This window comes from Clostridium acetobutylicum ATCC 824 (assembly GCF_000008765.1).
In the GTDB taxonomy this organism is placed as follows: domain Bacteria; phylum Bacillota; class Clostridia; order Clostridiales; family Clostridiaceae; genus Clostridium_S; species Clostridium_S acetobutylicum.
On sequence record NC_003030.1, the window covers coordinates 398932 to 421914 of the forward strand.

Annotated in this window: 24 protein-coding genes; 16 read left to right on the forward strand and 8 right to left on the reverse strand. The window is 31.3% G+C overall.

Going from position 1 to position 22983, the window contains the following annotated elements; genetic code table 11:
• Nucleotides 1-8 precede the first annotated feature (8 nt).
• The 14 genes from CA_RS01940 to CA_RS02005 all read left to right on the forward strand — a co-directional run bounded on the left by CA_RS01940 (nt 9) and on the right by CA_RS02005 (nt 7941).
• Nucleotides 9-1034: an ADP-ribosylglycohydrolase family protein gene (locus CA_RS01940; RefSeq protein ID WP_010963662.1), complete on the forward strand. Its 1026-nt coding sequence runs from the start codon at nt 9-11 to the stop codon at nt 1032-1034.
• Between the two features lie 325 nt (nt 1035-1359).
• The gene (locus CA_RS01945; RefSeq protein ID WP_241428632.1) at nt 1360-1794 is read left to right on the forward strand and encodes a hypothetical protein; all 435 of its coding nucleotides are present in this window, start codon (nt 1360-1362) and stop codon (nt 1792-1794) included.
• Nucleotides 1718-2203 carry a hypothetical protein gene (locus CA_RS01950; RefSeq protein WP_141104730.1) on the forward strand — a complete coding sequence of 162 codons (486 nt, stop codon included), beginning with the start codon at nt 1718-1720 and terminating at the stop codon, nt 2201-2203. The genes CA_RS01945 and CA_RS01950 overlap by 77 nt, the downstream gene beginning before the upstream one ends.
• Nucleotides 2204-2248: 45 nt before the next feature.
• On the forward strand, nt 2249-2971 hold the full coding sequence (locus CA_RS01955; protein ID WP_010963664.1) for a hypothetical protein: 723 nt from the start codon (nt 2249-2251) through the stop codon (nt 2969-2971).
• A gap of 56 nt (nt 2972-3027) precedes the next feature.
• Nucleotides 3028-3399: a hypothetical protein gene (locus tag CA_RS01960; RefSeq protein ID WP_010963665.1), complete on the forward strand. Its 372-nt coding sequence runs from the start codon at nt 3028-3030 to the stop codon at nt 3397-3399.
• A 604-nt stretch (nt 3400-4003) separates the two neighbouring features.
• Nucleotides 4004-4153, forward strand: a complete 150-nt coding sequence (locus CA_RS01965) for a hypothetical protein (protein WP_158306557.1) — start codon at nt 4004-4006, stop codon at nt 4151-4153.
• 3 nt (nt 4154-4156) lie between these two features.
• The gene (locus CA_RS01970) at nt 4157-4396 is read left to right on the forward strand and encodes a hypothetical protein (protein ID WP_010963666.1); all 240 of its coding nucleotides are present in this window, start codon (nt 4157-4159) and stop codon (nt 4394-4396) included.
• Between the two features lie 226 nt (nt 4397-4622).
• Complete coding sequence (locus CA_RS01975) at nt 4623-4829, forward strand: hypothetical protein (protein WP_010963667.1); 207 nt, start codon at nt 4623-4625, stop codon at nt 4827-4829.
• Between the two features lie 174 nt (nt 4830-5003).
• Nucleotides 5004-5195: a hypothetical protein gene (locus CA_RS01980; RefSeq protein ID WP_010963668.1), complete on the forward strand. Its 192-nt coding sequence runs from the start codon at nt 5004-5006 to the stop codon at nt 5193-5195.
• The gene (locus CA_RS01985) at nt 5192-5446 is read left to right on the forward strand and encodes a hypothetical protein (protein WP_010963669.1); all 255 of its coding nucleotides are present in this window, start codon (nt 5192-5194) and stop codon (nt 5444-5446) included. The genes CA_RS01980 and CA_RS01985 overlap by 4 nt, the downstream gene beginning before the upstream one ends.
• 92 nt (nt 5447-5538) lie before the next feature.
• Nucleotides 5539-6033, forward strand: a complete 495-nt coding sequence (locus tag CA_RS01990) for a hypothetical protein (protein WP_010963670.1) — start codon at nt 5539-5541, stop codon at nt 6031-6033.
• 666 nt (nt 6034-6699) lie between these two features.
• Nucleotides 6700-6909 carry a hypothetical protein gene (locus CA_RS01995; RefSeq protein ID WP_010963671.1) on the forward strand — a complete coding sequence of 70 codons (210 nt, stop codon included), beginning with the start codon at nt 6700-6702 and terminating at the stop codon, nt 6907-6909.
• Nucleotides 6910-6974: 65 nt separating this feature from the next.
• Complete coding sequence (locus CA_RS02000; RefSeq protein WP_010963672.1) at nt 6975-7316, forward strand: hypothetical protein; 342 nt, start codon at nt 6975-6977, stop codon at nt 7314-7316.
• Nucleotides 7317-7419: 103 nt separating this feature from the next.
• Complete coding sequence (locus CA_RS02005; RefSeq protein WP_010963673.1) at nt 7420-7941, forward strand: DUF2247 family protein; 522 nt, start codon at nt 7420-7422, stop codon at nt 7939-7941.
• On the opposite strand, the gene CA_RS02010 is transcribed toward CA_RS02005, so the two are convergent.
• From CA_RS02010 to CA_RS02045, 8 genes are all read right to left on the reverse strand, one after another.
• Nucleotides 7859-8536 (reverse strand): YdcF family protein, encoded by a 678-nt coding sequence (locus tag CA_RS02010; protein WP_010963674.1) that lies wholly within the window; start codon nt 8534-8536, stop codon nt 7859-7861. The genes CA_RS02005 and CA_RS02010 overlap by 83 nt on opposite strands.
• A gap of 86 nt (nt 8537-8622) precedes the next feature.
• The gene (locus tag CA_RS02015) at nt 8623-12204 is read right to left on the reverse strand and encodes a bifunctional metallophosphatase/5'-nucleotidase (protein ID WP_010963675.1); all 3582 of its coding nucleotides are present in this window, start codon (nt 12202-12204) and stop codon (nt 8623-8625) included.
• Between the two features lie 282 nt (nt 12205-12486).
• On the reverse strand, nt 12487-14121 hold the full coding sequence (locus CA_RS02020; protein WP_010963676.1) for a glycosyltransferase 87 family protein: 1635 nt from the start codon (nt 14119-14121) through the stop codon (nt 12487-12489).
• A gap of 321 nt (nt 14122-14442) precedes the next feature.
• The gene (locus CA_RS02025; RefSeq protein WP_010963677.1) at nt 14443-15984 is read right to left on the reverse strand and encodes a glycoside hydrolase family 28 protein; all 1542 of its coding nucleotides are present in this window, start codon (nt 15982-15984) and stop codon (nt 14443-14445) included.
• Between the two features lie 36 nt (nt 15985-16020).
• Nucleotides 16021-16662, reverse strand: a complete 642-nt coding sequence (locus CA_RS02030; protein ID WP_010963678.1) for a lactate utilization protein — start codon at nt 16660-16662, stop codon at nt 16021-16023.
• Between the two features lie 131 nt (nt 16663-16793).
• On the reverse strand, nt 16794-18335 hold the full coding sequence (locus tag CA_RS02035) for an MFS transporter (RefSeq protein WP_010963679.1): 1542 nt from the start codon (nt 18333-18335) through the stop codon (nt 16794-16796).
• A gap of 41 nt (nt 18336-18376) precedes the next feature.
• Nucleotides 18377-19177, reverse strand: a complete 801-nt coding sequence (locus CA_RS02040; RefSeq protein ID WP_010963680.1) for a polysaccharide deacetylase family protein — start codon at nt 19175-19177, stop codon at nt 18377-18379.
• Between the two features lie 95 nt (nt 19178-19272).
• Entirely contained in the window at nt 19273-20358 is a 1086-nt protein-coding gene (locus CA_RS02045; RefSeq protein ID WP_010963681.1) for a glycoside hydrolase family 88/105 protein, read from the reverse strand.
• 437 nt (nt 20359-20795) lie between these two features.
• Here CA_RS02045 and CA_RS02050 point away from each other — a divergent pair, with 437 nt between their 5' ends.
• Both CA_RS02050 and kduD read left to right on the forward strand, forming a co-directional pair.
• Nucleotides 20796-21782, forward strand: a complete 987-nt coding sequence (locus CA_RS02050) for a LacI family DNA-binding transcriptional regulator (protein WP_010963682.1) — start codon at nt 20796-20798, stop codon at nt 21780-21782.
• A 312-nt stretch (nt 21783-22094) separates the two neighbouring features.
• Entirely contained in the window at nt 22095-22877 is a 783-nt protein-coding gene (gene kduD, locus CA_RS02055) for a 2-dehydro-3-deoxy-D-gluconate 5-dehydrogenase KduD (RefSeq protein ID WP_010963683.1), read from the forward strand.
• Nucleotides 22878-22983: the final 106 nt, after the last annotated feature.

Genomic DNA, 22983 nt, shown 5'->3' on the forward strand with positions numbered 1-22983 from the left:
TGAATATTATGTCAGGTGTAAGAATGATTGATAGGTGGGAAGAGGATAATAAAATGTTTCTTCGCCTATATATAAAAGAGCGAGTTCTTCCAACTATATATGGTAGTATTTTAGGGGACTTAGTTGGAGTTCCGGTGGAGTTTAAAAAAAGAGGATCTTTTTTTGTGGAAGATATAATTGGATATGGTACCTATAATCAGCCAGCTGGAACTTGGTCTGATGATACATCATTAACTTTATGTTTAATAGAAAATATAGTTGAAGAAGGTACTATCAAAAGTTTGATGGAGAAGTTTGTTAATTATCAAGATAAAGGCTATATGACCCCATATGGACAGATGTTTGATATAGGTGGAGCTACAGCTCAAGCTATAGGAAGATTTAAGGCTGGTTGTTTACCCCAAAATTGTGGAGGACAATCTGAATATGATAATGGTAATGGAGCTATTATGAGAATATCTCCATTAGCTTTTTTATTTGATAATGAGTTTGATTTTGTTAAAAAGGCAGAAGTTATTAAACAATATACGGAGATTACTCATGCTCATCCACGAGCTATAGTAGGTTCAATTATTTATATTGAGCTATTATTGAGACTATACCACAATAATACATTAGAAAAATCAATTAAAGATATATTGGATCTTTTTGAGGAAAATTTTCCTAAGAATCATATATATATGGACGAATTTAAATATTATAAGAGAATTTTTGATAGCAATTTTTTTAATGTTCCAGAAGAACAAATATTATCAGATGGATATGTGGTGCATACATTGGAAGCTGCTATTTGGTGTGTAGGGAATACAAAAAACTTTAAAGAAGCAATTTTAAAAGCTGTTAATTTAGGGGGAGATACAGATACTGTTGGAGTAATTACAGGTGCTATTGCTGGAATGTATTATAAGATGGATGAGATTCCTCAAGATTGGCTTAACAAAATAGCAAAAAAACAGGATATTGATGAATTGATAAATAAATTTTATAAATACTGTGCAGATAAAGCTGTTATTGAAAAGTACGGAAGTTTGTAGTAGAGGAGGTAGTTATTCTGTCTAGTTGAGAAAATCATAATGTGATTAATATGATCGGAGGTGAAGCTGGCAGAATAAAGTATAGATTATAGCAAAAGGCATAATGCATAATGATTATAATGAAACAAGAGCAATAAAAGTAAGAATTAAGTATTAAATATATTGCAGTACTGGGGAAGGTTAACGCTTATAAAAATGTGTTAGCCTTTTTTCGTTTAAAACGAGCAACCAATTAAAAGCTATTTCAGATGAAGCGGAGGATATTATATCTCTAAGTGGAGCAGGCAGCAAACGTCTCTTTAATGTTGCTAAAGATATGGGCACCATGAAAGAAATAGTAAGCAATCTCAATAATAAATGGAATGATTACGAACAGTCAGACCCAGGATTCAATCAAGTTCAAGATTTAATTGCACAGACAACATCTCTCTTGAAGAGTACGCTTTCGGTTCCACGTGGTTATTCTTATAGTCCAGGAAGCTTTAGTAAGCTTATAAGTAAGGATTTTGTGAATGCTTTTGAGGTTAATGCCAAGTATGTACAAGATAATCAGAAAGACTTTAGCGCTAATTGGGATAGAATTAGTAAGAACTATGGTACTGACCAGAAACGAATGGCTGATGCTAGACAGAAGGAAGCGAATCAGCATAAAGGTGTTTGGAAAGTTATTTGGAGTTGGTGCAGTGGTAATAGGAGCAGTTGCAATTTTTGCGACAGCTGGTTTGAGTGCTGGAGCCTATGGGGTATCCAATGTTGTTGAGGGTGGCCAAATCATGGTTACTGGTGCAGATAAAGCTTTCAATCCGCTGAGAGATACTCTTTTTCAAGGAAATCAAAGTGCTTATGATACCTTTGGAAATGTGGCAGTATTTGTGGTAGGTTCAGTGATTGCAGTTGGAGCTGCTTTGAAAGCAGGTCAAGCAGTATCTGGAGCAGTCATAGCAGGTGTTGGGAAAACAGCTGTAACAACAGCCGTTGGTGTAGGAACTAACTTTGTGGTTGCACCTATAGCAAAAAGTCTCGCGAAATCTGCGGGTATTGACTCAATCTGGGCGAATGACATCGGTATTGGGACTGGTTTTGCTACATCAGTATTTACAGCTGGTAAGGTATATAAAGCATGTGGTACTGGGGCCGATGAAGCTAAAATTATGGAAAATTTAGAATAAACTGGGGAGTTAAGTGAAGCTGAAGAATTAGATAATATACTAAAAGTGTCCAGGGAAAATCATTATGTTAAAGAGATTAAATCAAAAACATCTATTGAGGGTATAAGAAACAGTGAACTTGCATCATTCGAAGAAAATTTTAGTAAGGCATTAGATGATGAAGGAATGACAAAGGGTGAATATATAAACATAACTCATACAAATATGAAAGATTTATCGGAAGATACGATTAGAAAAATTGATAGGATTAATCAATCTGTTGAAATGCCAAATAATGATACGTTGATGTCAAAAGTTATTCTTGAAAATGCATATAAAAACTGTATAAATAATGGAGAGTTTAGTGATACAGTTGGAAATTGTATTACTAGGGCTCAAGATATGCAAGATTGTTATTCATATGATGATTATTATAAAAAGCTTGGTTTGAATTATATTAATTGGGATGGAACCGTAAGTGTATACACTAATCCTGATACACAAGCATTATACATTGAAAGATTTACATCAGAAGATACAGAGGATTATGTTGTACATAGTTATGGCGGTACTATAGATGAAGATGTTAAGATGGCACAAAATGTTTTAGGGTTAGATGCTAGAAGTACATTTAAAATGGATAGTCCGTATTTAGGTACAGGTGTAACTAAGGATATAGATGGTGGAATTGGTAAATTAGAGTTTATGACCAAAAAAGAAATTTCTGTGAAGTACATGATGGAGCAGCTATTTATAAACTTGAAAGAGGTAGTAGTAAAGAAATATTAGTAGCTGTAAGAAATAAAGGTAAGTGGTATGAAATTATTGATTAAGGAGAGTAAAACATGGGAAAATTAACAGGTTATTATGCAATATATAATAATAAAGAATATGAATGTAATAGACACAAAGATAAAGTAGAATTATATAGTGATATTTATGAAAATGGATTTGCTAAATCGCCATTTGGTATATACTATTTAGAACTTAAAAAGACAGATGTAGAAAGAATTTACAGAAGATCGTTGGTTTGCAAATATAAAGGTGATGTATTTGCTGTTAAGAAAAAAGATAAAGGGCGTGTGTTGTTAATGAGCGGACCAAGGTCGTATCTATTATCAGATTTGGGTTTTACAAGAACAGATTATGATAGTTTTGAAAAATGGATAGATATAAGTGAAGCCGAGAATATTTATTGGGAAGAAGAGGATTTTTGAGGTAATGGAGTTAAGGATAAATTGAGTATTGTGGTTGTAGGAAAAAGCAATATATTCAATATTAAAGTACACCATAAAAAATAGATAGATTTAGCACCGATATTAAGGTATATTGTTAACTGACTACAAAAATAAATATTAACTAGCTTTTTTAATAATAGTTATCAATAAATATAGCAAATTCAGCAGAAACTTCTTTTCGTGGCTGAAATAAGCAACTAGTAAAGCTCCAGTAGATGCTGTAATGGTGTCTGTTGGAGTTCTTTTTAAGGTTGAACTTGGACATAATAAGATCATAAATTAGGCATACTTTGGACACGAAAAATCTATAGATGCTCATGATGAAATTGTTGGTATATAGGAGATTTAGGCTTATTAAAATAGAATACGAGAAAATAGTTTATGACATTATGCGTATTGTAAGAATATATATAAAATAAAAATATTAATTTGAAAGGTATTAGGATAATATTAGGTGAAAAATTAAATATAAGCTGTTTACTCAAGTTATGTATAATTAAAAAACCAGGAGCTTTAAATACAATAGGAAAAAACAGACGAGATTGAAATAATATAAAAATAGAAGAGTTGATAAAAAGTATGAATGAGACTTACAAAGAATATGATGATGTTTGGTCATAGTTCAATAGCTTTAGTCACAAGAAGTTATGGTGGAACAGGACAAATTAATACACCAATTAAAGTAAAGTCGTTAGAAGACGTAGGCATCTTAAGAAACATATGGGGATGGTAAGTAATGAAACAAGATGAATATATGAAAAAGGTTAATCAATTAGGAATAAATTTAGAAAGATTAAATATTGTAGTTGGAAGAAAAACAAATATACCTAATTCTATAGGGTGTTACTTTGAAGATGAAAATTGGATTTTGTATGGTGTAGATGAAAGACAAAACTTTTCAATTGTTGAAAATGGTAATGAAGATAGAATCTTTAAATTTTTATACATGATAACAATGGGAAAAGTGGCAAAATAAAATTATGGATGGGATTACAAAGAACTACTTAATAGCAGTAATTTTGATAAAAAATTATTAAAGAATATACTTCATAATTGTAATAATGCAGTGAAAAGATGAAATGAAGCGGCTGAATTTAAGTAAGCTGCTTCATTATTTTTTAGTAACTCCTCAAGTATAAGCGTTTATAAAGGATTTCCTAGATAATTAGAACAGGCATTTGTGCAGAGAGAGATACCGTAAAGTGAATCAACGAAAGCCGTCTAGAGGTAGTTCAGGGAAGAAAGGTAGGCAATTTGTACTTCCACAAAGAATTGAAGATTCTATTTCAAATTCTACGCCGGAATTTAAACTACAACTTGCTAAGGAGCTAGGATTACCTAAAGATGTTTTTGCTAATGGAATAGTGAGAGTTGAAGTTCCATTGGATGGGGCATTGATTTGCATATAGTAAAAGGAATTGAAGATGGATGTAATTATCAATGGATTCCAGGAGGAAAAACATTAGGTGGAACAACGGGAAGGCATAATTAGACAAATAAAGAAGGACAATGACAGGGAATTATATAATATAATTATTAATAATGTAAAAAAATAAATTTAAGGTAGAGGAGATTATAAGTAGATGAATGAGAAATTAAACAGAGAAGGTTTATTACTTGCGATAAAAAGAAATGAACAGGATGATTTCTTAGTAGGAAGAGGAGTGTATTCTTTTGGATTTAATCCATATAAGCCAGGAAGTTCTATGTTAGATTTAGATAATGCAATGGCAGAAATATATGAATATTATATTGATGAACCTGAAAAAGGGTGAATTTAACATTAGAGGATACATTACTAGATTGGTTAACATGGAAATCAGGTATTGGAGTATTTGCAGTATTTTCAGTTCTTAGCTATCAATTAAAAATGGAATTAAATAATAAATCACCATTTAAGATAAATAAAGATAAAATAAAAAAACGTAAGGAATATGAAGGGGAATCCTTAAAAGAAGGACTATGGGAAGTAATGCAGATTGAAAACAAAATTAATATTAAGAATTATGAAATAGAAATTCTATAAGTTTATGGATGATGTCTAATTATAAGAGAAAATATAGGACAAAATTATGGAGATTACACCATTCATTTTTGGGAAAGGTGGTTTAATAAATAATGCTTAAGCTTAATAATAGTTTGGTTAAGGAAAGTCTAAGTTTAGTAGATAATATTAAACTATTTACTAATAAACAGAAGGTGGTAGAAGAAATAGTAGAATATTGTGATTTTGAAAAATGCAAAGAATTTGCATATGACTATGATGAATACTTGATGGACGATGAATATTATACTTGGCAGGATATAAAAGATTTGCAAATGTCCAGTTTTAATGAAGAAATATATAAATATGAAAATTATAAGACTATAAATGAGGAGCTAAGGAAAATAGGTATAAAAAATGTAAGTAAAATAGCATTAAGTGATGAATGTAAGGAAGTATGGGATGATGTATATAACGATTTAATGAACTGCATAAAAGTTAGAGCAATACTTGGAAAAAAGAATTATTTCTTTGAAAAAATTTTTCAAATCTATTTATCTGGAGGATGGCCATGCGGATGGGAAGGTAACTTCCCAAATGGAAAAGTAAAGGTGTTTTATTGTAAATAAGTACAAAAATACAGCTCAATTATAAAATGAATAACAAGGTGCAATGACTAACATTTAAACTGGTATGTTAACATTAAAGTACATGATTATGAAGGAAAACTAAATGAATATACAACAGGATTTGATACTTTTAATGATTATGAGATTGAAATTCGTAATAAATCCATTCAATACAAGGAAATATTAAATATCATGAAATTTATTGTTGTTAATGTTATATTAAGGTAGGATAAAGAATAGGGATATTATCCCGATTCTGTTGAATGGTAATGGAGATGAAGATATGAAGATATAGTGAAATAGTTTGATAGTGAAATTGTCAAGAAACAAGCATTAGAAATAATATTTTAATTTGGAGGTGCAAAATATAGGGAACTTTATTGAAGAAGACTTAAGAGATTTACCGCAGGAATGGATTGAATAATTAAATCAAATGCCTAGGATCAAAGAACAAATTGTTGAAGATACTATAGAAATAGCATGGGACAATACGGAATTGTATAGTGAAGTAAAGTTTAACAATCCCAAAGGAATATAGTATATACCATTTGAATTATTTCGAAACATAGTTGATAGTTTTATAGAAGATTTCATGCTAGAAGTATCCGCAAGAGAAGAAGGAAAGTAATAAAAAAATTTAAGGAAGTAAATTAAAGGAGTTATCAAATGAAATTTAATTTAATTAATGTTATTAAAAATATTGCTAAATCTGTCATATTAGGAATTGTTGTATCATACATATTTCTATTAGTTTTTTCTAATTTTATAAATAGTGGTGATGCCGTTGGTGCTATAACTTGTATTGCTGTAATTTCGGTTCAATTCTTTTGTACTTTTATTATACTAGATGCAGTAAAAAGCAATAAAATGCAGTAAAAAGCCATTGCTATAAATCGGCAAGTGATTTTTTATATTTGTGGTATCGAATTTACTAATGACAAATGAAAACAAATAGGGTGGAAGAATATATATGTATTAAATATGATGAGTATGAGTTATTAGAGTTGTTTTGCAATGAACCTGTTAGCATTGGAGAGGTAGAAGCAGGTGAACTTATTTATTCTTTAAAAGATGATAAGGGATTTGAAATAGTTATGTTCATGGATGTATATAGGAAAATTTGTGAAGTAACAATAACTTATCAAGAATTAATAGTTTTTACTTGTAAAATTGAAGATGTAGAAACCCTTAGCAAAGTAGATGATTATATGGTAATAAATAGTAGAATGAAAAGCATTTTAAAAGTTAAGTTTAAAAAGCAAATATGGGTTGAATTGCTATAGTTGGACACGGTATTGGAATGGTAGGTTCTTCCTTTTTACATGTTAGTAGTGATTTTGTTAACGGGATTCCAACTCAAATACTATAAAAGAAAGGTAATAACTTATGATTATAAATATGGACATGCTAGATAAGAGTGGAATAGATTACGATTGGAGAACATTATACGTTGGTATAAGCATTAATCTAGTAAAGTGTGATGAATTAACAACTTATGCGCTTAAAATGATGAATGATGATAAATACGAGGATGATGAATTTATAAATGAATTAGCATGGGGGATTGAAGATAATTTAAAAGGTGAAATACTGACAAAAATGCTTTTTAAATTTAAAATTGATATGCTAGTTCCACAAAGTGCAAGTTGGGAGTTAGAAATAAGAAAATTAAGGTATGGAATATTAAATTATCTAAGAAGTACAATAAAAGATGATAATGAACTTCTTAGAAAGGTTGAAGAGGTATATGCAGATTTTAATTATCCACAAGATATGGAACAATTTATAGCATATATGCCAGCTAAGAATAATTCAGTTACTCATTCTATTGAAGATAATAATAAACGTATGATAAATAACCTAGATAAATTTCTAATAGTAGAAAAGAAAGAAGTAAATTCATTTTAGTTTTAGTCATTACATAATTCTCCCACATGTACATAGCAATAATATAAAGATAAGAGAATTCTTTTGGATAGTCGGATTTCTCCATTCGATATGCTATGTTAAATTTTGATAGAAAATAGTTAGAACGTCTTAAATGCCAAGGAGAAGTTACTACTATTGCTGATGACCAATGTTTATTCTCCATTATCTTTATTGAATTTTGTATATTTTGATAGGTGTTTCTTGATTTATCCTCTTTAATCAAACAACCATTTGGAATACCTAATGATTTTGCGAAATTAGCCATAACATCCGATTCAATATATTTATTATATACTCCTCCACCAGAACATATAATCTTATTAGCGTATCCTTTATTAAATAATTTAACTGCTTTTATAACTCGTTCTCTCATTATAGGAGAGGGCTTTCCGTTCTGCAAAGCAGGAAATCCTAAAATAATTATCACATCAAAACTATCTCTTCTCAATTTTGTTATAGGAGACTTATAAAATAAAAGTGGATATAAGTTGATTAATATAAGAATTATGATAATAAAAATAAAAACACTTAATGACATATATTTTAATAAAACAATAAAACTATTAACATCCATTTTCTTTTGAACTCCATTCATTGTTTGAAATTATTAATGCATACTGTAGGATGCTTTAAGTTATTTAAAACATCCTACAGATAAATTTATTGAACAGACTTTTGTTTATTCTTAAATTTATTCCAAATAATAAAAGCCAAACCTAAGAGTAGAAGCAGTGTTCCTATAATAAGAAGTACAGTGCTATCTATCATAGAACCTGTTTTAGGAAGCGTTTTAATAGAAGTCGTATTTTCTTGACATTCAGAGTTAGGAGACAATTGACAATTTGGAGCATCACTTGTTGTAGTAGACGATGGTTGTGCTCCTGTAGTTGCTTCACCTGGTATGTTTGAACCTGTAGATGTAGTGCTATTATTTGTTGGCAAAGGATTTACGATTGGTGTAGGAGCAACGGGAACAGTGCTTGTATCCGAAACAGGTGTAGTATATAACTTCCAATTATTTGAGTTTTCAGGGGATATAGTCTGATTGTTTTTGATATAACTTTGCATTAAGCTTCTAACCTGACCATCATCTCCAAGAGCTTTGGCGGAGCTGTAGGTTACAATACTTGGATCGGTATTGCTTATACCAGCAGCTTTCATGAAACCACCACCTCCATTGTATCTGTAGTCATTTATTGCTACAGTAAAGACATCAGAATCTTTAATTGGTACTCCGTTAATCTTGAGATTTTTTATTCTGTCTCCAGAGGCAATTCTTCCTGTTGAAGGATCAATTGTGCAAGCAGGCTGCGTTAAGTCTATATCGTAGGTAGCACCATATAGCTGATCTAAATTATAGTCAGGAACATTTAAGGCAGGGTCTTTTGCAATTGAATCATTAGGACTTGAAACCTGTTTATAATATCTTACGGAGTATTCAAGCCAATCTTTTAGCTGTTTTCCAGTCATTTTTATGCCATATAAATAATTCTCATAAACATATACAGACATAATATCTTTTATAGTTACATCACCTTTTGGAATGTAAGCAGAAGAACTTAAAGGAGCTGCTATTGAAAGTTGAGCATTAGCTGCATCCTTTTGCACTTTGTTTATTAATTCCATTATGGCAGTAGGTTGAGTTGTTTGGTTACTGCCTGTAAATTCTCCCGTGGAGGTTCCTAGTTTAGTTGATATATAGTCCAAGGTTTTATTTTGATAGGGCTGAATTATATTAACTATATTAGGGTCTTCGGGAATCGAATCTGTCATCTTAACGTTTTGGGTATTTATAGTTGAGGCATTTCCGCTGTTATCTAGGGTTATATCTATTTGTGATACAAAAGTTCCCCATTTGTTTGGTTCAACAACAGGTACAGTTTTTCCATTTGGATTTTTTAAGCTTGTATCATTAACAGTAACATGAGCGTGACCTGCAACTATGGCATCAATACCTGAAACATTTGTAGCTATTGCTTTAATTTGATTTTCTGGAATTGTATCAGCTGCACCTTCTTCACCACTATGGGCAGCTACTATAACTACATTTGCTCCTGCCGCTTTCATTCTAGGAACCCAAAGTTTAGCTTCGTCAACTAGATCATTAAAATGAAGCCCTGCATAGTGAGAAGGGTCTTCCCAATCGGGTATGCATTTAGTTGTAAGACCTAATATTCCCACATTTACTGTTTTACCATTTATGTTAAAGGTCTTAATATAGTAGGGATTAACAAAGTTTGTATTGTCACTATTATAAGTATTTGCGGATAAAACATTTATATTTTCCTTACGTGCATCACTTATAACTCTGTTTAAAGTTGGCAAACCATAATTGAATTCGTGGTTTCCAAGTGTCCAAGTATCGTATTTCATAGCTCCCATAATCTTCATAAGAGGATATTCAGAAGTTGTATCTATCTTATCATAATAGTACGAAAGGGGAGTTCCTTGAATAGTATCGCCATCATCTATAAGCATTACGTTAGGTTTTGAAGCACGAACAGAATTAACATATGAGGATACTTTAGCTAAGCCTTGAGTGTTTGTTGGTGCTTTTCCTGTTGCATAGTCGTAATTGAGAACATTTCCATGGATATCAGAGGTTGCAAGGATAGAAATTGTAGATGGTATTTGTGTAGCTGAGTTTACAATCCTGTTATCCATTGTGTAGTTAACTGTGTTATTTGCTTTTACATTATCCATTAAAGCATCACGCACAAGCTTATGAGTATCAGCTAAGGTTGATTTTATATCAGATTTATTGAATCTTAAAAAGCCATCTCCGCCAGTAAGTACGAAATCAGGACCTGCAAGCTTTAAAGTTTCTGTGTCATTTATTGGAGTTTCATTTTCTCTGGTTATAGAAGTTATTTTGTTTCCGTAGGATTTTGATGGATCATAAGTGAATTTAATTCCTGAGACTTGAAGCCCTTTTCCACCAAGAGTGGTATTAGGATAGCTTGAATCTTGATAGTTTCCAACAGCTTGTTCTAGAATATCCTTTAGTTGAGCTTTGTTTAGGGTAACCGTTTCTATGTCGTTGTCAAAAGGCATTAAGGCATATATGTCTCCATAGGTAACATCACCACTGCTTAAATCTGTTCTTAAACCACCATTATTAGATATCCCTATATCAGCATTGGCATAATTTTTTATAACATCCGATGCCCAATTGCCTAAAGCCGATTCACCATAGGGATTAGAGGTTTGAGTTCTAGTTATAGTATTTTTGATATTACCTAAAACTTGATTTAATGTGGGACCAACAGACGCCTTAGCATCATTTACAATACTAGAAATATCAGGATCGGTTGTTGGATTAGAAGACTTGTAGCCATTTGCATTATCTAAAGCAATATAGCTAGAGGTTGTATTTAAAAAATGTACACTTCCATCAGCGGCTACAGTCATCTTTAAATCTGCAAAACCTTTACCGTTGCAATTTGCATTTATGACAGGTATATTGTTAACCAGCTTTTCTTCAATAGTGTTGGTGTGACCTCCAAATACTGCATTTACATTTGAAAGTTTGCTTACTATGTTATCTAGATTGTCTTCACCTTCATGAACTACAGCAATGATTACATCTGCCTTATTATTATTTTTAATATCACTAGCAACACTGTTAATTTCAGTTGCTAAGTCAGTAAAAATTTTATCTGATACATAGGAAGGCGTAACGATATTAGGTGTTTCATTTGTTATTCCACCTATAAATGCTATTCTAACACCATCTTTTGTTATTATTTTATAAGGGTCGAAAACTCTACTGCCTTTACTGCCATCTGGATTTTTGTTATATAGATTTGAACATATTATGTTGTAATTAGCACCTTGCATAGTTGTATTTGTTAAAGTGTCTAAGCCCCAATCAAATTCATGATTTCCAAGAGTAGTAAACTGCATTCCAAGGCTGTCCATAACCTTTTGAACTGGAACACCTTTTAAAATGTTGGATAGAGCAGAGCCTTGATAAAGATCACCACCGCCAAAAACAATGGTATCGGGGTTAGAAGCGCTAACAGCTTTTACCCTATTTCCAAGAACTGAAGCAACAGGATTTGCGGGATTGCTTGTATCTTCTAGTGCACCGTGAAAATCGTTGATTTCAACTAAGTCAAAAGTTTTGTCATTAGAAGCTGCAAAAGATCTTAGTGGGAAATTTCCAAGCAAGGTGAAAATCACGAAAAATATCAATAGCATCCTTGCTGTTAGATAATTTAATTTTTTTTGTTTAGACAAATTATATCCCCCCATTTGGTAGTTTTATATTAATTTTATCACAAAAATTATGAAATTAATTAAATTAATGTTAAAATTTATTAATATAAGTAAAAAATGTTTAAGGAATATTAACATGTGGTAATTTTGACTATTTTCGATAGGAATTACGTTTTGACGAATTACAAAAGTATAATAGAGAATGGTGAAGAATGTTGGAAATTATTAATATAAACAGCTGTAAGAAGAAAAGGATTGCCTTTATAAAAAGGGCAATCCTAAATTGATTTGGTGAATTTTATATTATAAAGTATTTTGGATGTCTTCTGTGACTTTAATATCCTTTTTTAAACATAAATCAAAGCAAACTTTTATTAGGTATACAAAGGTGGTTATGTTTAAGAGTGATATAAATACTATTAGCATTGAACTCGATGAATTAACATTCATATTAAGCCTGTTAAACAAGATTGTGTGCATATTAGCGTAATTTATAAAGCTTAGTAAGAGAGAAATCAAGAGAAGTCTTTTATCTTTAAAGTATATATAAGCTAAAATTGATGCTAAAACTGCTGTAAACATGTATCTTTCATGCATTCCAACCGAAAAGTTAAATACACCAACTACTTGTATTAAGGCAGCTAAGGTTGAAGCGTATTTGTTTTTACTTTTTAAATAGAAAAAGCCTGAAATTAAAGTTATTAAAACTATAAAAAGCATTCCCCAAGTATGATAACTGAATATAAACATTGTGTTTGAGTCTTTTACTCTATTGGCTCCAATTAAAGAATAAAAATTAAAAGCATTATTTGATGCATATGGATATTCTGAAACCTCTCTTGTATAAAGGTCAAAAATCCAAGTTATATTTCCCTTTGATATGGAAAAAGGTGCAAGTACAATTATTGTCGTTATAAACCCTGAAGCTATGGATTTAAAAATAGACTTTAAATTTTTATTTTTTATATACCAGAACAAAACTAGTGGAAGAAAGATGATTCCTTGTGGTTTCATTAATACAGACAAAGCAAAGAATATAGAAGACGGTACTATCTTATCCTCAGATATAAAGTAAACTGCAAGTATAACTAATAGTGTAAAGAAAGAATCTGCTTGACCCCATAAGGTTGAATTTATTAATATTGCTGGATTAAATAAATAAAATAGCGTAAGTGCAAAGCTTGTTTCATAAGAAAAACGCTTTATAGAGAGTCTATACACAAAGTAGGCTGAAAATATATCTGCAATTATAGATGGAAGTTTTATAAGTAGCGTTGAGTAATTACTCATAAATGAGCTAGAAGCTATTTTACCAATAATAGATAGAACGTAGAGGTACACAGGAGGATAGTCTACAGATCCATTAGTGTATACGGCTGCAAGATTTTTAGCAGCGGTTAAGGCCCATTGTTTATAAAGACCTATGTCTGTAACATACCCAGTTATTAAAAGTCCCACAATAATTCTAAATAGAAATCCAATTACGAGAAAAGCTGCAAGTATAAACCCTCTGTTTTCAGTGCTTATTTTTATTTTCTTTTTAACTATAGCAAGATATGCACAAATAACTATAGCAAAGAAGCCTAAGGAGTAGATTAGTACTTCCGAGGAATATTTACTGCTGGAGTTAAACTCACCTCCACCCATCATTCTCTGAGGTTTTGATACATTGTGGTTAAAGTTATTAGGTGGAGCGGATTTAGAGTTTGCATTGGAATTAGAAGGGTGTTGTGCTGGAGCACCTTTCATATTGGGTTGACCGTTAAGCTTTCTTGAAGAGCTGTTAAAGCTTTTGTTAAATCCACCCCCCATTTTAAGAAAACCTGTATTTTTTTCGCTGCTTTTGTATGTAGATAAAGTGTAAACACATATAATTGCCAAGACAAGCATGATAAACGATAAAATGAATTTAGTCCAATTCTTCTTCAAAGTTTCCATAGAAAAACCTCCTTAATGATAAAATGCAGGGAAACTAATCTAAAAGCAATTTATACATATAAGGCTTTAAAAGATTGGAGAAATGTATAAATTGATAATTAGACTAGTTTCTTTATTTATGGGTACTGTATCATATGAAAGTTAATATATAGATATACCACTGGGGGTTGTATATCTATATATTAAGCTTCCGTATATTTGAATTATATATATGAATTGTCGTTTCAATATCAAATTATTGTGTGAAATATATGTGAAAACAAAAAACTGTGTTGATAGGTAATATCAACACAGTTTAGAAATTATATTATTTAAGTAAAGCTAGCCAATATTAAGTTTTGTAATTTCTTCATTTAGAGCTTTTTCTACAGTAACATTCTCAAGAACTAAATCTTTAATATTGTTGAAGTACATACCGTTTCTTTTCATTGGTTCTAAAAAGCTCATCATATCAGCATAATCTTCCTTTGCATTTTCATCGAAGGATACAGATACATTTTTCATAGAAACTTTTTCTATTTTCTGTTCTGGAAGACCGTACATGAATGCAGCACATACATGAGCGTTTGTACAAGTTACATCTTCTACGTATATACTTCCTATGTAAGGGGTTTTATCATCAACGGGTAATTTTTCTTTACTCCAAACATATTCTGTTTTTCCATCGTCATCGCAGAAGTAGAAGGAGTTAATTGAAAATGGTGTTAGCACCTTGTCCATCTTTATATTTTTCATGTGAATATTATCTATAATACCTTTGGAACCTCTGCCACGTCTTGTTTTAATTCTAAGACCTCTATCAGTGGCATTAAAGATGCATTTTTCTATAAATATAGATTTAAGTCCAGAAGACATTTCACTTCCAAGTACAACAGCTCCATGACCTGAACGCATATTACAATTTCTTATATTTATGTTTTCAGAGGAAACTGGATTCTTTTTGCTTATATCTATTTTTCCCGATTTTATTGCTATGCAGTCATCGCCAACTGAAAAAGTATCTCCGAGTATTAAAACATTTTTACAAGATTCGGGATCTAAAGCATCAGTATTTGGGGCATTGAAGGGATTTTCTATGCTTAAGTTTATAAATTTCAAATGATCGCTCATTAAAGGATGAATAGTCCAAGATGGAGAATTTTTAATTGTTACACCCTCAACTAATATATTTTTGCAGGCATTAAGGAATAGAGTTCTTGGTCTCCAAGCTATTCTCTTTTCTTTTGCCTTAAACCACCAAGTATCGAAATCAGAATTTCCATCAATGGTGCCTTTTCCTATAATGTTTACATTTTCAACATTGATAGCTGTAATTAAGCTTGCAAAGCAGTCTGCTTCATTTCCTTCCCAAGATCCAAGATAAAAATCTCTATTAGTCATAGATATATTTGCCTTCAAAATTGGATAGTGTTCTCTTTCCTTTAAACCTAAAAGTACGGAGCCTTCTTCAAGCTCTAAGGTTATGTTGCTTTTAAGGAACAAAGGACCGGTTAGGTAAGTGCCCTTAGGTATAATAACTCTTCCAAAAGCAGGACATACTTGTATAGCAGCTTGTATAAATGCTGTATTAACATGATTTCCATCTCCAACAGCTCCAAAATCTAATATGTTAACAACTGCAGATTCTAATTTCGTTTTTATGCTTATAACAGGGCTTTTAGCTTTGCTTTCAGTATCCTCTATAAAGATACTGTACTCTGTACCCGGTGTTAAATTGTTTAGTGTAAATACATTTTTATCTGTTGTTAAAATCCTTTCGTTGTTCATATATACATCTGCTGTACTTTCTAAATAAAAACACTTATTGTTCTCTATTTCAAATGATGCAGATGTTGAAGTTGCTGTGACTAAGTTAAAATTCATTATTAGCCATCCTCCATTCTTAAAATTATATTGTCATTAGTATCCAAGCTCGTCAGCTATTATTATAATTTTTATCCTTCCCTCAAACTTTATTCCGTTGTGGATAATTGTGGTGAAGTTACAAATTCTTTTCTTACAATCACAGTCTACACAAAAACCCGTCTCAACACAAGGTGTTTCGTGTTTTATTCTTTTTGAATTCATAGGAGCAATTTCACGAATTCTTTTTAATGCAGCATCTATATTTTCTACAATTTTATTTATTCCAGCTACAATTATAACGTTTTTAGGTCCAAAAATCATTGGAGCTACTCTATTACCAGTACAGTCAGTATTAACTAGTTCACCATTTTCAGTTATTGCGTTAGTTCCAGTTATTAAGTAATCTGCAGTTAAAGATTTGCGATGTATTTCTACTATATCAGGATCAAAAGGGAGGTTTTGATATCTGTCAAAAAACTTATAATTGCCGTTTCTTAAGACGTCAACCATTCCCATTTGGCTTAAGGTGGTAGAACCTCCAATAGCAACACTTGAACCTTCTTCAATCATTGAAATTAGTTTTTCTTTAGCTTCTTCAAGAGTTTCTACGTAAGAAGCTTTAAAGTGTCTTTTATTAAGAGTTTCAGTTATTTTTTTTGCTTTGCATACATTTTTCCATTTTTTTATTTCATCCATAAGATTTACCTCCAAATTATTTTAAGAGTAGGTGATAAATGAAATTAAATTTCATCTATAATATAAAAGCATATAGGGTTTTAGCAAATATAGTACATGTATTTGCAAAAACCCCATATGAATTTAACATACTACACTGATAGAGAACCAGAAGTATTCTTTTTATTTGAGTAAGCTACGTTGTTGTTTCCAAAACATTTCTCGTATTTCCAACCAGTTAGTGCTTCAACAGCTGTTTTAGCTTCAGGAGATACCTCATTTAATGAGCCACCAGCTTTAATTCTGTCTACTTCATCTATTAATAATTTGTGATTTTCTTTTGTAAGCTTAAATCTTGAAGCAGCAATCCAAGTTATTGTAAGAAGTACAAGAGGGAATACGATTGTAACTATAGATATTCCAACTATTGCACTGTGTGGCTGGTGAGGCATATGTTTTGCTTTTGCGCTTGTACTTATGAAACCAAAAGCGCCTAAACCAATACCAAGTACCATTGATTCTATTGATGTTGCAAGTTTACCAAATAAACCATTGATACCATTGTATACACCTTCTCTTCTCTTTAGAGTTATTGCTTCATCAATATCAGCAATAAAGCCCATCTGATAGGTAGGAATGTAGTCAACAGCAGCCTTACCTACAATATTAATTATTGAGAACACTACAAATAAAGTTAATGTCAACGAATTATGACCTGTAAATACAAGGTATACATAACCTAAAAGTGATACAAAGATTATTACTATTCCTAGTTTAAATGTTTTAGGAGCACCAATTTTGTATGCAAGTAATATATATGCTAATAATGCAATACATGAAACTAATGAAGAAACACCGTTTACGTTTGATACTGCAACTGTTGTTAAGCTTAGTACATATACTGCAAAGAAGGTAAGTACACCTTGTGCAAGTTGTTTGTAAACACTACCCAAGAACCACATAACGGAGTGAAGTCTGAAAGCTTTATTTCTCATACATGAAACTAAATCTATTCCAAGCTTTTTAAATACTTCTATAAGAGAACCAGCATCATCTTCGTATACAGCTGTTTTTGGATCTCTCTCATACACGTTAAAGATAAAGAATAGTAAAGCAATTGTAGTTATAATTCCCCAACTAAGACCTATATACCAAAAGGATTTAGTAGAGGTTTTTCCAAAGGAACCAAATATAAAACCTGTTAAGAATCCAGTAATAGTATTTGCTATGTTACCACAATATTGTTTTCCACCGATAAGTTTTGCTTTTTCGGCAGCATCTTGTGTCATTTCAGCTGGAAGAGTTGTTCCAGGAACAAAAACTAAGGTGTAAGATACTTCATAAATCATGTTAACTACAAAGTAATAGATAAAGGATTTGCCTGATATCCATAATAGAGGGAAAACAATAGCTATTCCGATTATTCCGAGAGCGATAAAAGGTTTTCTTCTACCAAATCTCCTACCAAGTTTTGTTTTACCAAAACCGTCGCTTATAAAGCCAAGTACCGGGTTACCAACAGCATCTATAAGCCGTGCTATTGCAAATATTGATGCCGCTTTTACTGAATTAATGCCACAGACACTACTATAAAAGAATAATAGCCATGCAGACATTAAGCCTTGAGCGCCACTTCCGAGAAAGTTTATACTTGAGTAGCCGAGTATATTGCTTAATTTTATTTTCTCTTTCATAATTTACACCCCTTAATAAAGTAGATATACTTTTTCTAAATTTAAGATAGTTTTAACTGCGTACCACCTTTAATTTCTACAATCTCATCGTTTACAGTGATCCAAGCAGATTTTGCTGATGGATTGTAAACAAAATCACTCTTTGCTGAAAATTTGAGATTATCAAGTACGTTTTTGTAGTCTACTATTTCGATGTTTGTTGCATACCAAATATCGTCCTTATTTGATATATAGCTGCAGAAGTTTTCTATAAGATGCCAATTATTATCTCTATCAAATTCATAACTGTGTCCCCAAACATACATCATGTATAGATATTGTTTTTTGTATAGAAAAACAAATTCCTTAGCATGTTCCATCAAGTTATGGTTATGATGGCAGGTAGCTTTCCAAGCTGTAAAATCAGAAGGAAGATCAAAGGAATCAGAATTGCCAACTATTCTTGAATACTCTATACCAAGATATTTAAGGAGGTTTCTTATAGAATCATTGTACGAACCGTTAGGATAGGATAGACCGCGTACGGGGTATCCAACAATTTCCTCTAAATTTTCCCTGTCCATAAGTATTTCTTTTGTTACTTGTTCCATAGGACATCTAGCAATTGTAGGGTGAGTTAGAGTGTGGGCAGAAACCTCATGTCCACTATATAAGGTCTTGATTTCAGCCTTAGTTAAACGGTTATAAGATCCGATAAGTCCTGAGTTTATGTGAAAGGTCCCCTTGATACCATATTTATTAAAAATGCTCACAAGTTTTTTATCAGATAACTTTCCATCATCATAGCTCATGGTTAAGACTTTAAATTTTCCGTCTGGGAAACATTTAAAAATTTTATTCATTTTAAAAATCTCCTTAATGAATTCTCTAAATATTTAACTTAAATATTAATGCAATCACATTGCTAAAGGTTTTAAATTATAGTAAAAGTATATCATTAAAGTGTTTCGTATTCGTAAGATGCAAGTAAGAATGGCCCTAAGCCTTTTGGTTCATTACTTACTATTGGTTCACTTATATAATAAGCAAAGCTTCCATCTCTTTTGTCTTTACCACCAAGACCGGCTACATAGCAAATTTTATTTAGGTTTATAAGTCCGTCCTTTGTTTCTAAGATAAATTCATTTATAAGTCCTTTGTAAGCTTCTTTTGCTGTCTCTTTAAGAGATTCAGGTAGATATCCTAGCCTTACTCCTTTAAGTAATGCATAAACTATCATGGAAGAACCAGAAGCTTCTAAGTAATTTCCTTTTCTTTCGCCTTCATCTAAAACTTGATACCATACTTTGCTGGCATTATCCTGAACTTTAAGTAAAGCGGTTACACAATTATTTAATATTTTTATTAAGGCATTTCTATCCTTGTGATTTTTAGGTAAAACTTCAATTGTATCAGCTAAGGCCATAACATACCAGCCCATAGCTCTTCCCCAGAAGTGAGGTGATAGTCCAGTTTCACTGTTTGACCAAGGTTCAGTTTTAGATTCATCATAAGCATGATAGAGAAGGCCTGTCTTATTATCCTTTAAATTTTTTTCAGTTATTATAAACTGATGAGTTATATCATCGAACTCCTTTTCTTCACCAAATTCTTTTACATATTTAGCGTAAAAAGTAGCTCCCATGTATAAACCATCTAACCATATTTGGTGTGGATAAATATTTTTATGCCAAAAAACGTTTTCCTTAGTTCTAGGATGATTATCTATTTGTTTTCTTAGATTGATTAAAGCTTTTCTATACTTTTCTTTGCCTGTTTCCTTAAATAGAGTTATTAGTATTTTTCCGTTATTAAGATGATCTATATTATATTCCTCTAATTTATAACCGTTTATTGTTCCATCTTCATTTATAAAAGTGTCCATTGTTTTAATGATAAAGTCTAAGTATTTCTTATCCTTTGTCCATTCATAAACTTTAGCAATTCCATCTAGAGTCAATCCATATTCGTAACCCCAATGGTCAGTTAAAGTTATGTTTTTGGCTATAATGGAATCTGCCATTAATTTAGAATATTTTTGCATAGTAACACCCCTTGTAATTCTTTTCTTTATGGTAATGTAATCGTTTGAATTATAGTGTTCACGTTATCAATATTTTAGTGTTTAATATAGAATAACACTTGCACAAATAGCAAGTTGTAGTAAAATATTACAAAATGTCATATAACATAATAAGTTTATTATAGTTAATAAATTATTACGTTAACGTTAACAAAGCTATAGTAACATTAATGAAGTGCATTTGTCAATAATTTGAATGGTAATTTTTATGGTATAAAAGTTAATAAAAAGAGTACACATCTATAAATAAACTCATAGTATACAAAAAACAATAATGATATGATATAATTTTTGTATATATAGTATATATGGTTTATATAAAAAAATATATGGAACAAAGTATGTAATAGAATAGGTAGGTGAGATACCGATTTGTAAATTTTGTAAATCGGGTTTATATGGTTAGTATTAAAGATATAGCAAGGTATTGTGGAGTTTCGGCTATGACAGTGTCTAGAGCACTTAACAATAGTGATGATATAGCAGAAGCTACAAAAGAAAAAATTTTAAAGGTATGTGAAGAATTAAAGTATAAGCCTAATTCAGCAGCTAAAAGCTTAATAACTAAGAAAACAAATATGATTGGACTTATTATACCAGATATTGCAAATCAATATTACGCAAATATCAGCAAAGGTGTAAGTTCGTACATAGAAAAGCACGGTTATGGTTTAATATTATGTAACAGTAATAGAAAAAAGCCAAATGAGGTTAAGTATTTGGATTTTTTAAGTGAGGGCAGAGTGGATGGGATAATTATTCTTCCAGTAAAGCCGAGAAAAGAAGATTATGAAGATATATCAAGGCAAATTCCAATGGTTATGGCAGATAACTTTGCTAAGGGGCTAGAGGTTAATTTTGTAGGTATTGATAACTACGCTGGAGCTATTAAAATTATAACGCACATGGTTAATCAAGGGTATAAAAAGATAGGAGTAATACTGGGAGATAAAGATTCTACTGCTTCTAGTGAAAGACTTAACGGCTATAAAAAAGTACTTGAGGATAAAGGTATATCATATAACGAGGATATAGTTATACACAGTAATTCAACCTTTGAAGATGGTTTCAATATAGCAAGCATACTTATAGAAAAAGGTGTGGATAGTATTTTTGCAATAAATGATACTGTAGCCATGGGAGTTATAAAATATTGCTATGAGAAGGGAATAAAGCTTCCAGAGGAACTTGGACTTGCAGGATACGACAATATAGAGCAGGCAGCTATGCTAACAATTCCACTTACAACTGTAGATCAAGATAATAAAAAGATTGGCACAATAGCGGCTAAAATGCTTGTAGATGCTATTAAGGGAAATGCAAAGAAAACTGAAAAGATTATATTAGAACCGACTCTTGTTATAAGAAAATCATGTGGTGAATGACTTTTAATGGGTATTGACTGGAAAAACAATACGTTGTATAATCTAAGCATATTGTGTTAACGTTAACGAAAAATTGTATAATATATTTTTTTGTGCTTAAAAAGATTTTTATAATAAGCTAAGTTTTAGATATATAGGTAATTTGGATAGAAAAGATATTCGTTCTATTTTGTGAAAAAGTTACTAACTAAATAAGGTATGTACATATAAATGAGTGTTAAGGAAAAATTTCTTAAAAATGATACAAAATTAGTTATACAACTTAAAGAGCAGGTATTGTTATTAGACTAAAAGAAGGGAGGTTGTAATAACATGAACTTTTCTATACAGGATTTTTCAATGGACTTTTTTTCATTAAAAGGAAAGGTTGCAATAGTTACAGGTGGAAATACAGGTCTCGGACAAGGATACGCACTTGCACTTGCTAAGGCAGGCGCTGATTTATTTATAGTTACTCATGGTACTAACTGGGATGAAACCAGAAAACTCATAGAAGACGAAGGAAGAAAAGTTGAGTTTTATAAGGCGGATTTATCTAAAAAAGAAAGTATACCAGGAATATTTGACAAATGCATGGAGCTTTACGGAAGATTAGATATACTTGTCAATAATGCAGGAACCATAAGAAGAGCCCCTATTACAGAATATAGAGATGAAGATTGGGAATATATAATAAATACGAATTTGAATTCTATTTATCATTTGAGTCAGAGAGCAGCAAAGATTATGATAAAACAAGGTTCCGGTAAGATTATAAATATTGCATCTATGCTTTCTTTTCAAGGTGGTAAGTTTGTACCTCCATATACAGCCTCAAAGCATGGAGTTGCTGGTTTGACTAAAGCATTTGCAAATGAATTAGCTGACAAAAACATTCAAATAAATGCAATAGCTCCAGGTTATATTGTTACTAAAAATACTGAAGCTATAAGAAATGATGAGTCAAGAAATAATGAAATATTATCAAGGATACCAGCAGGGAAATGGGGATATCCATTTGATGTAATGGGAACGGTAGTATTTTTAGCTTCAAGGGCTTCGGACTATATTAATGGCCATATTTTAGCAGTAGATGGTGGATGGCTAGTTAGATAAAGTTAAAATAAGAACGTACATAGATTTGGTGTGAGCAGATTTATGTACGTTCTTTATTTATAAAAGGATGCGTTAATTTGTATTTATATATAGTATAGTTGTATAA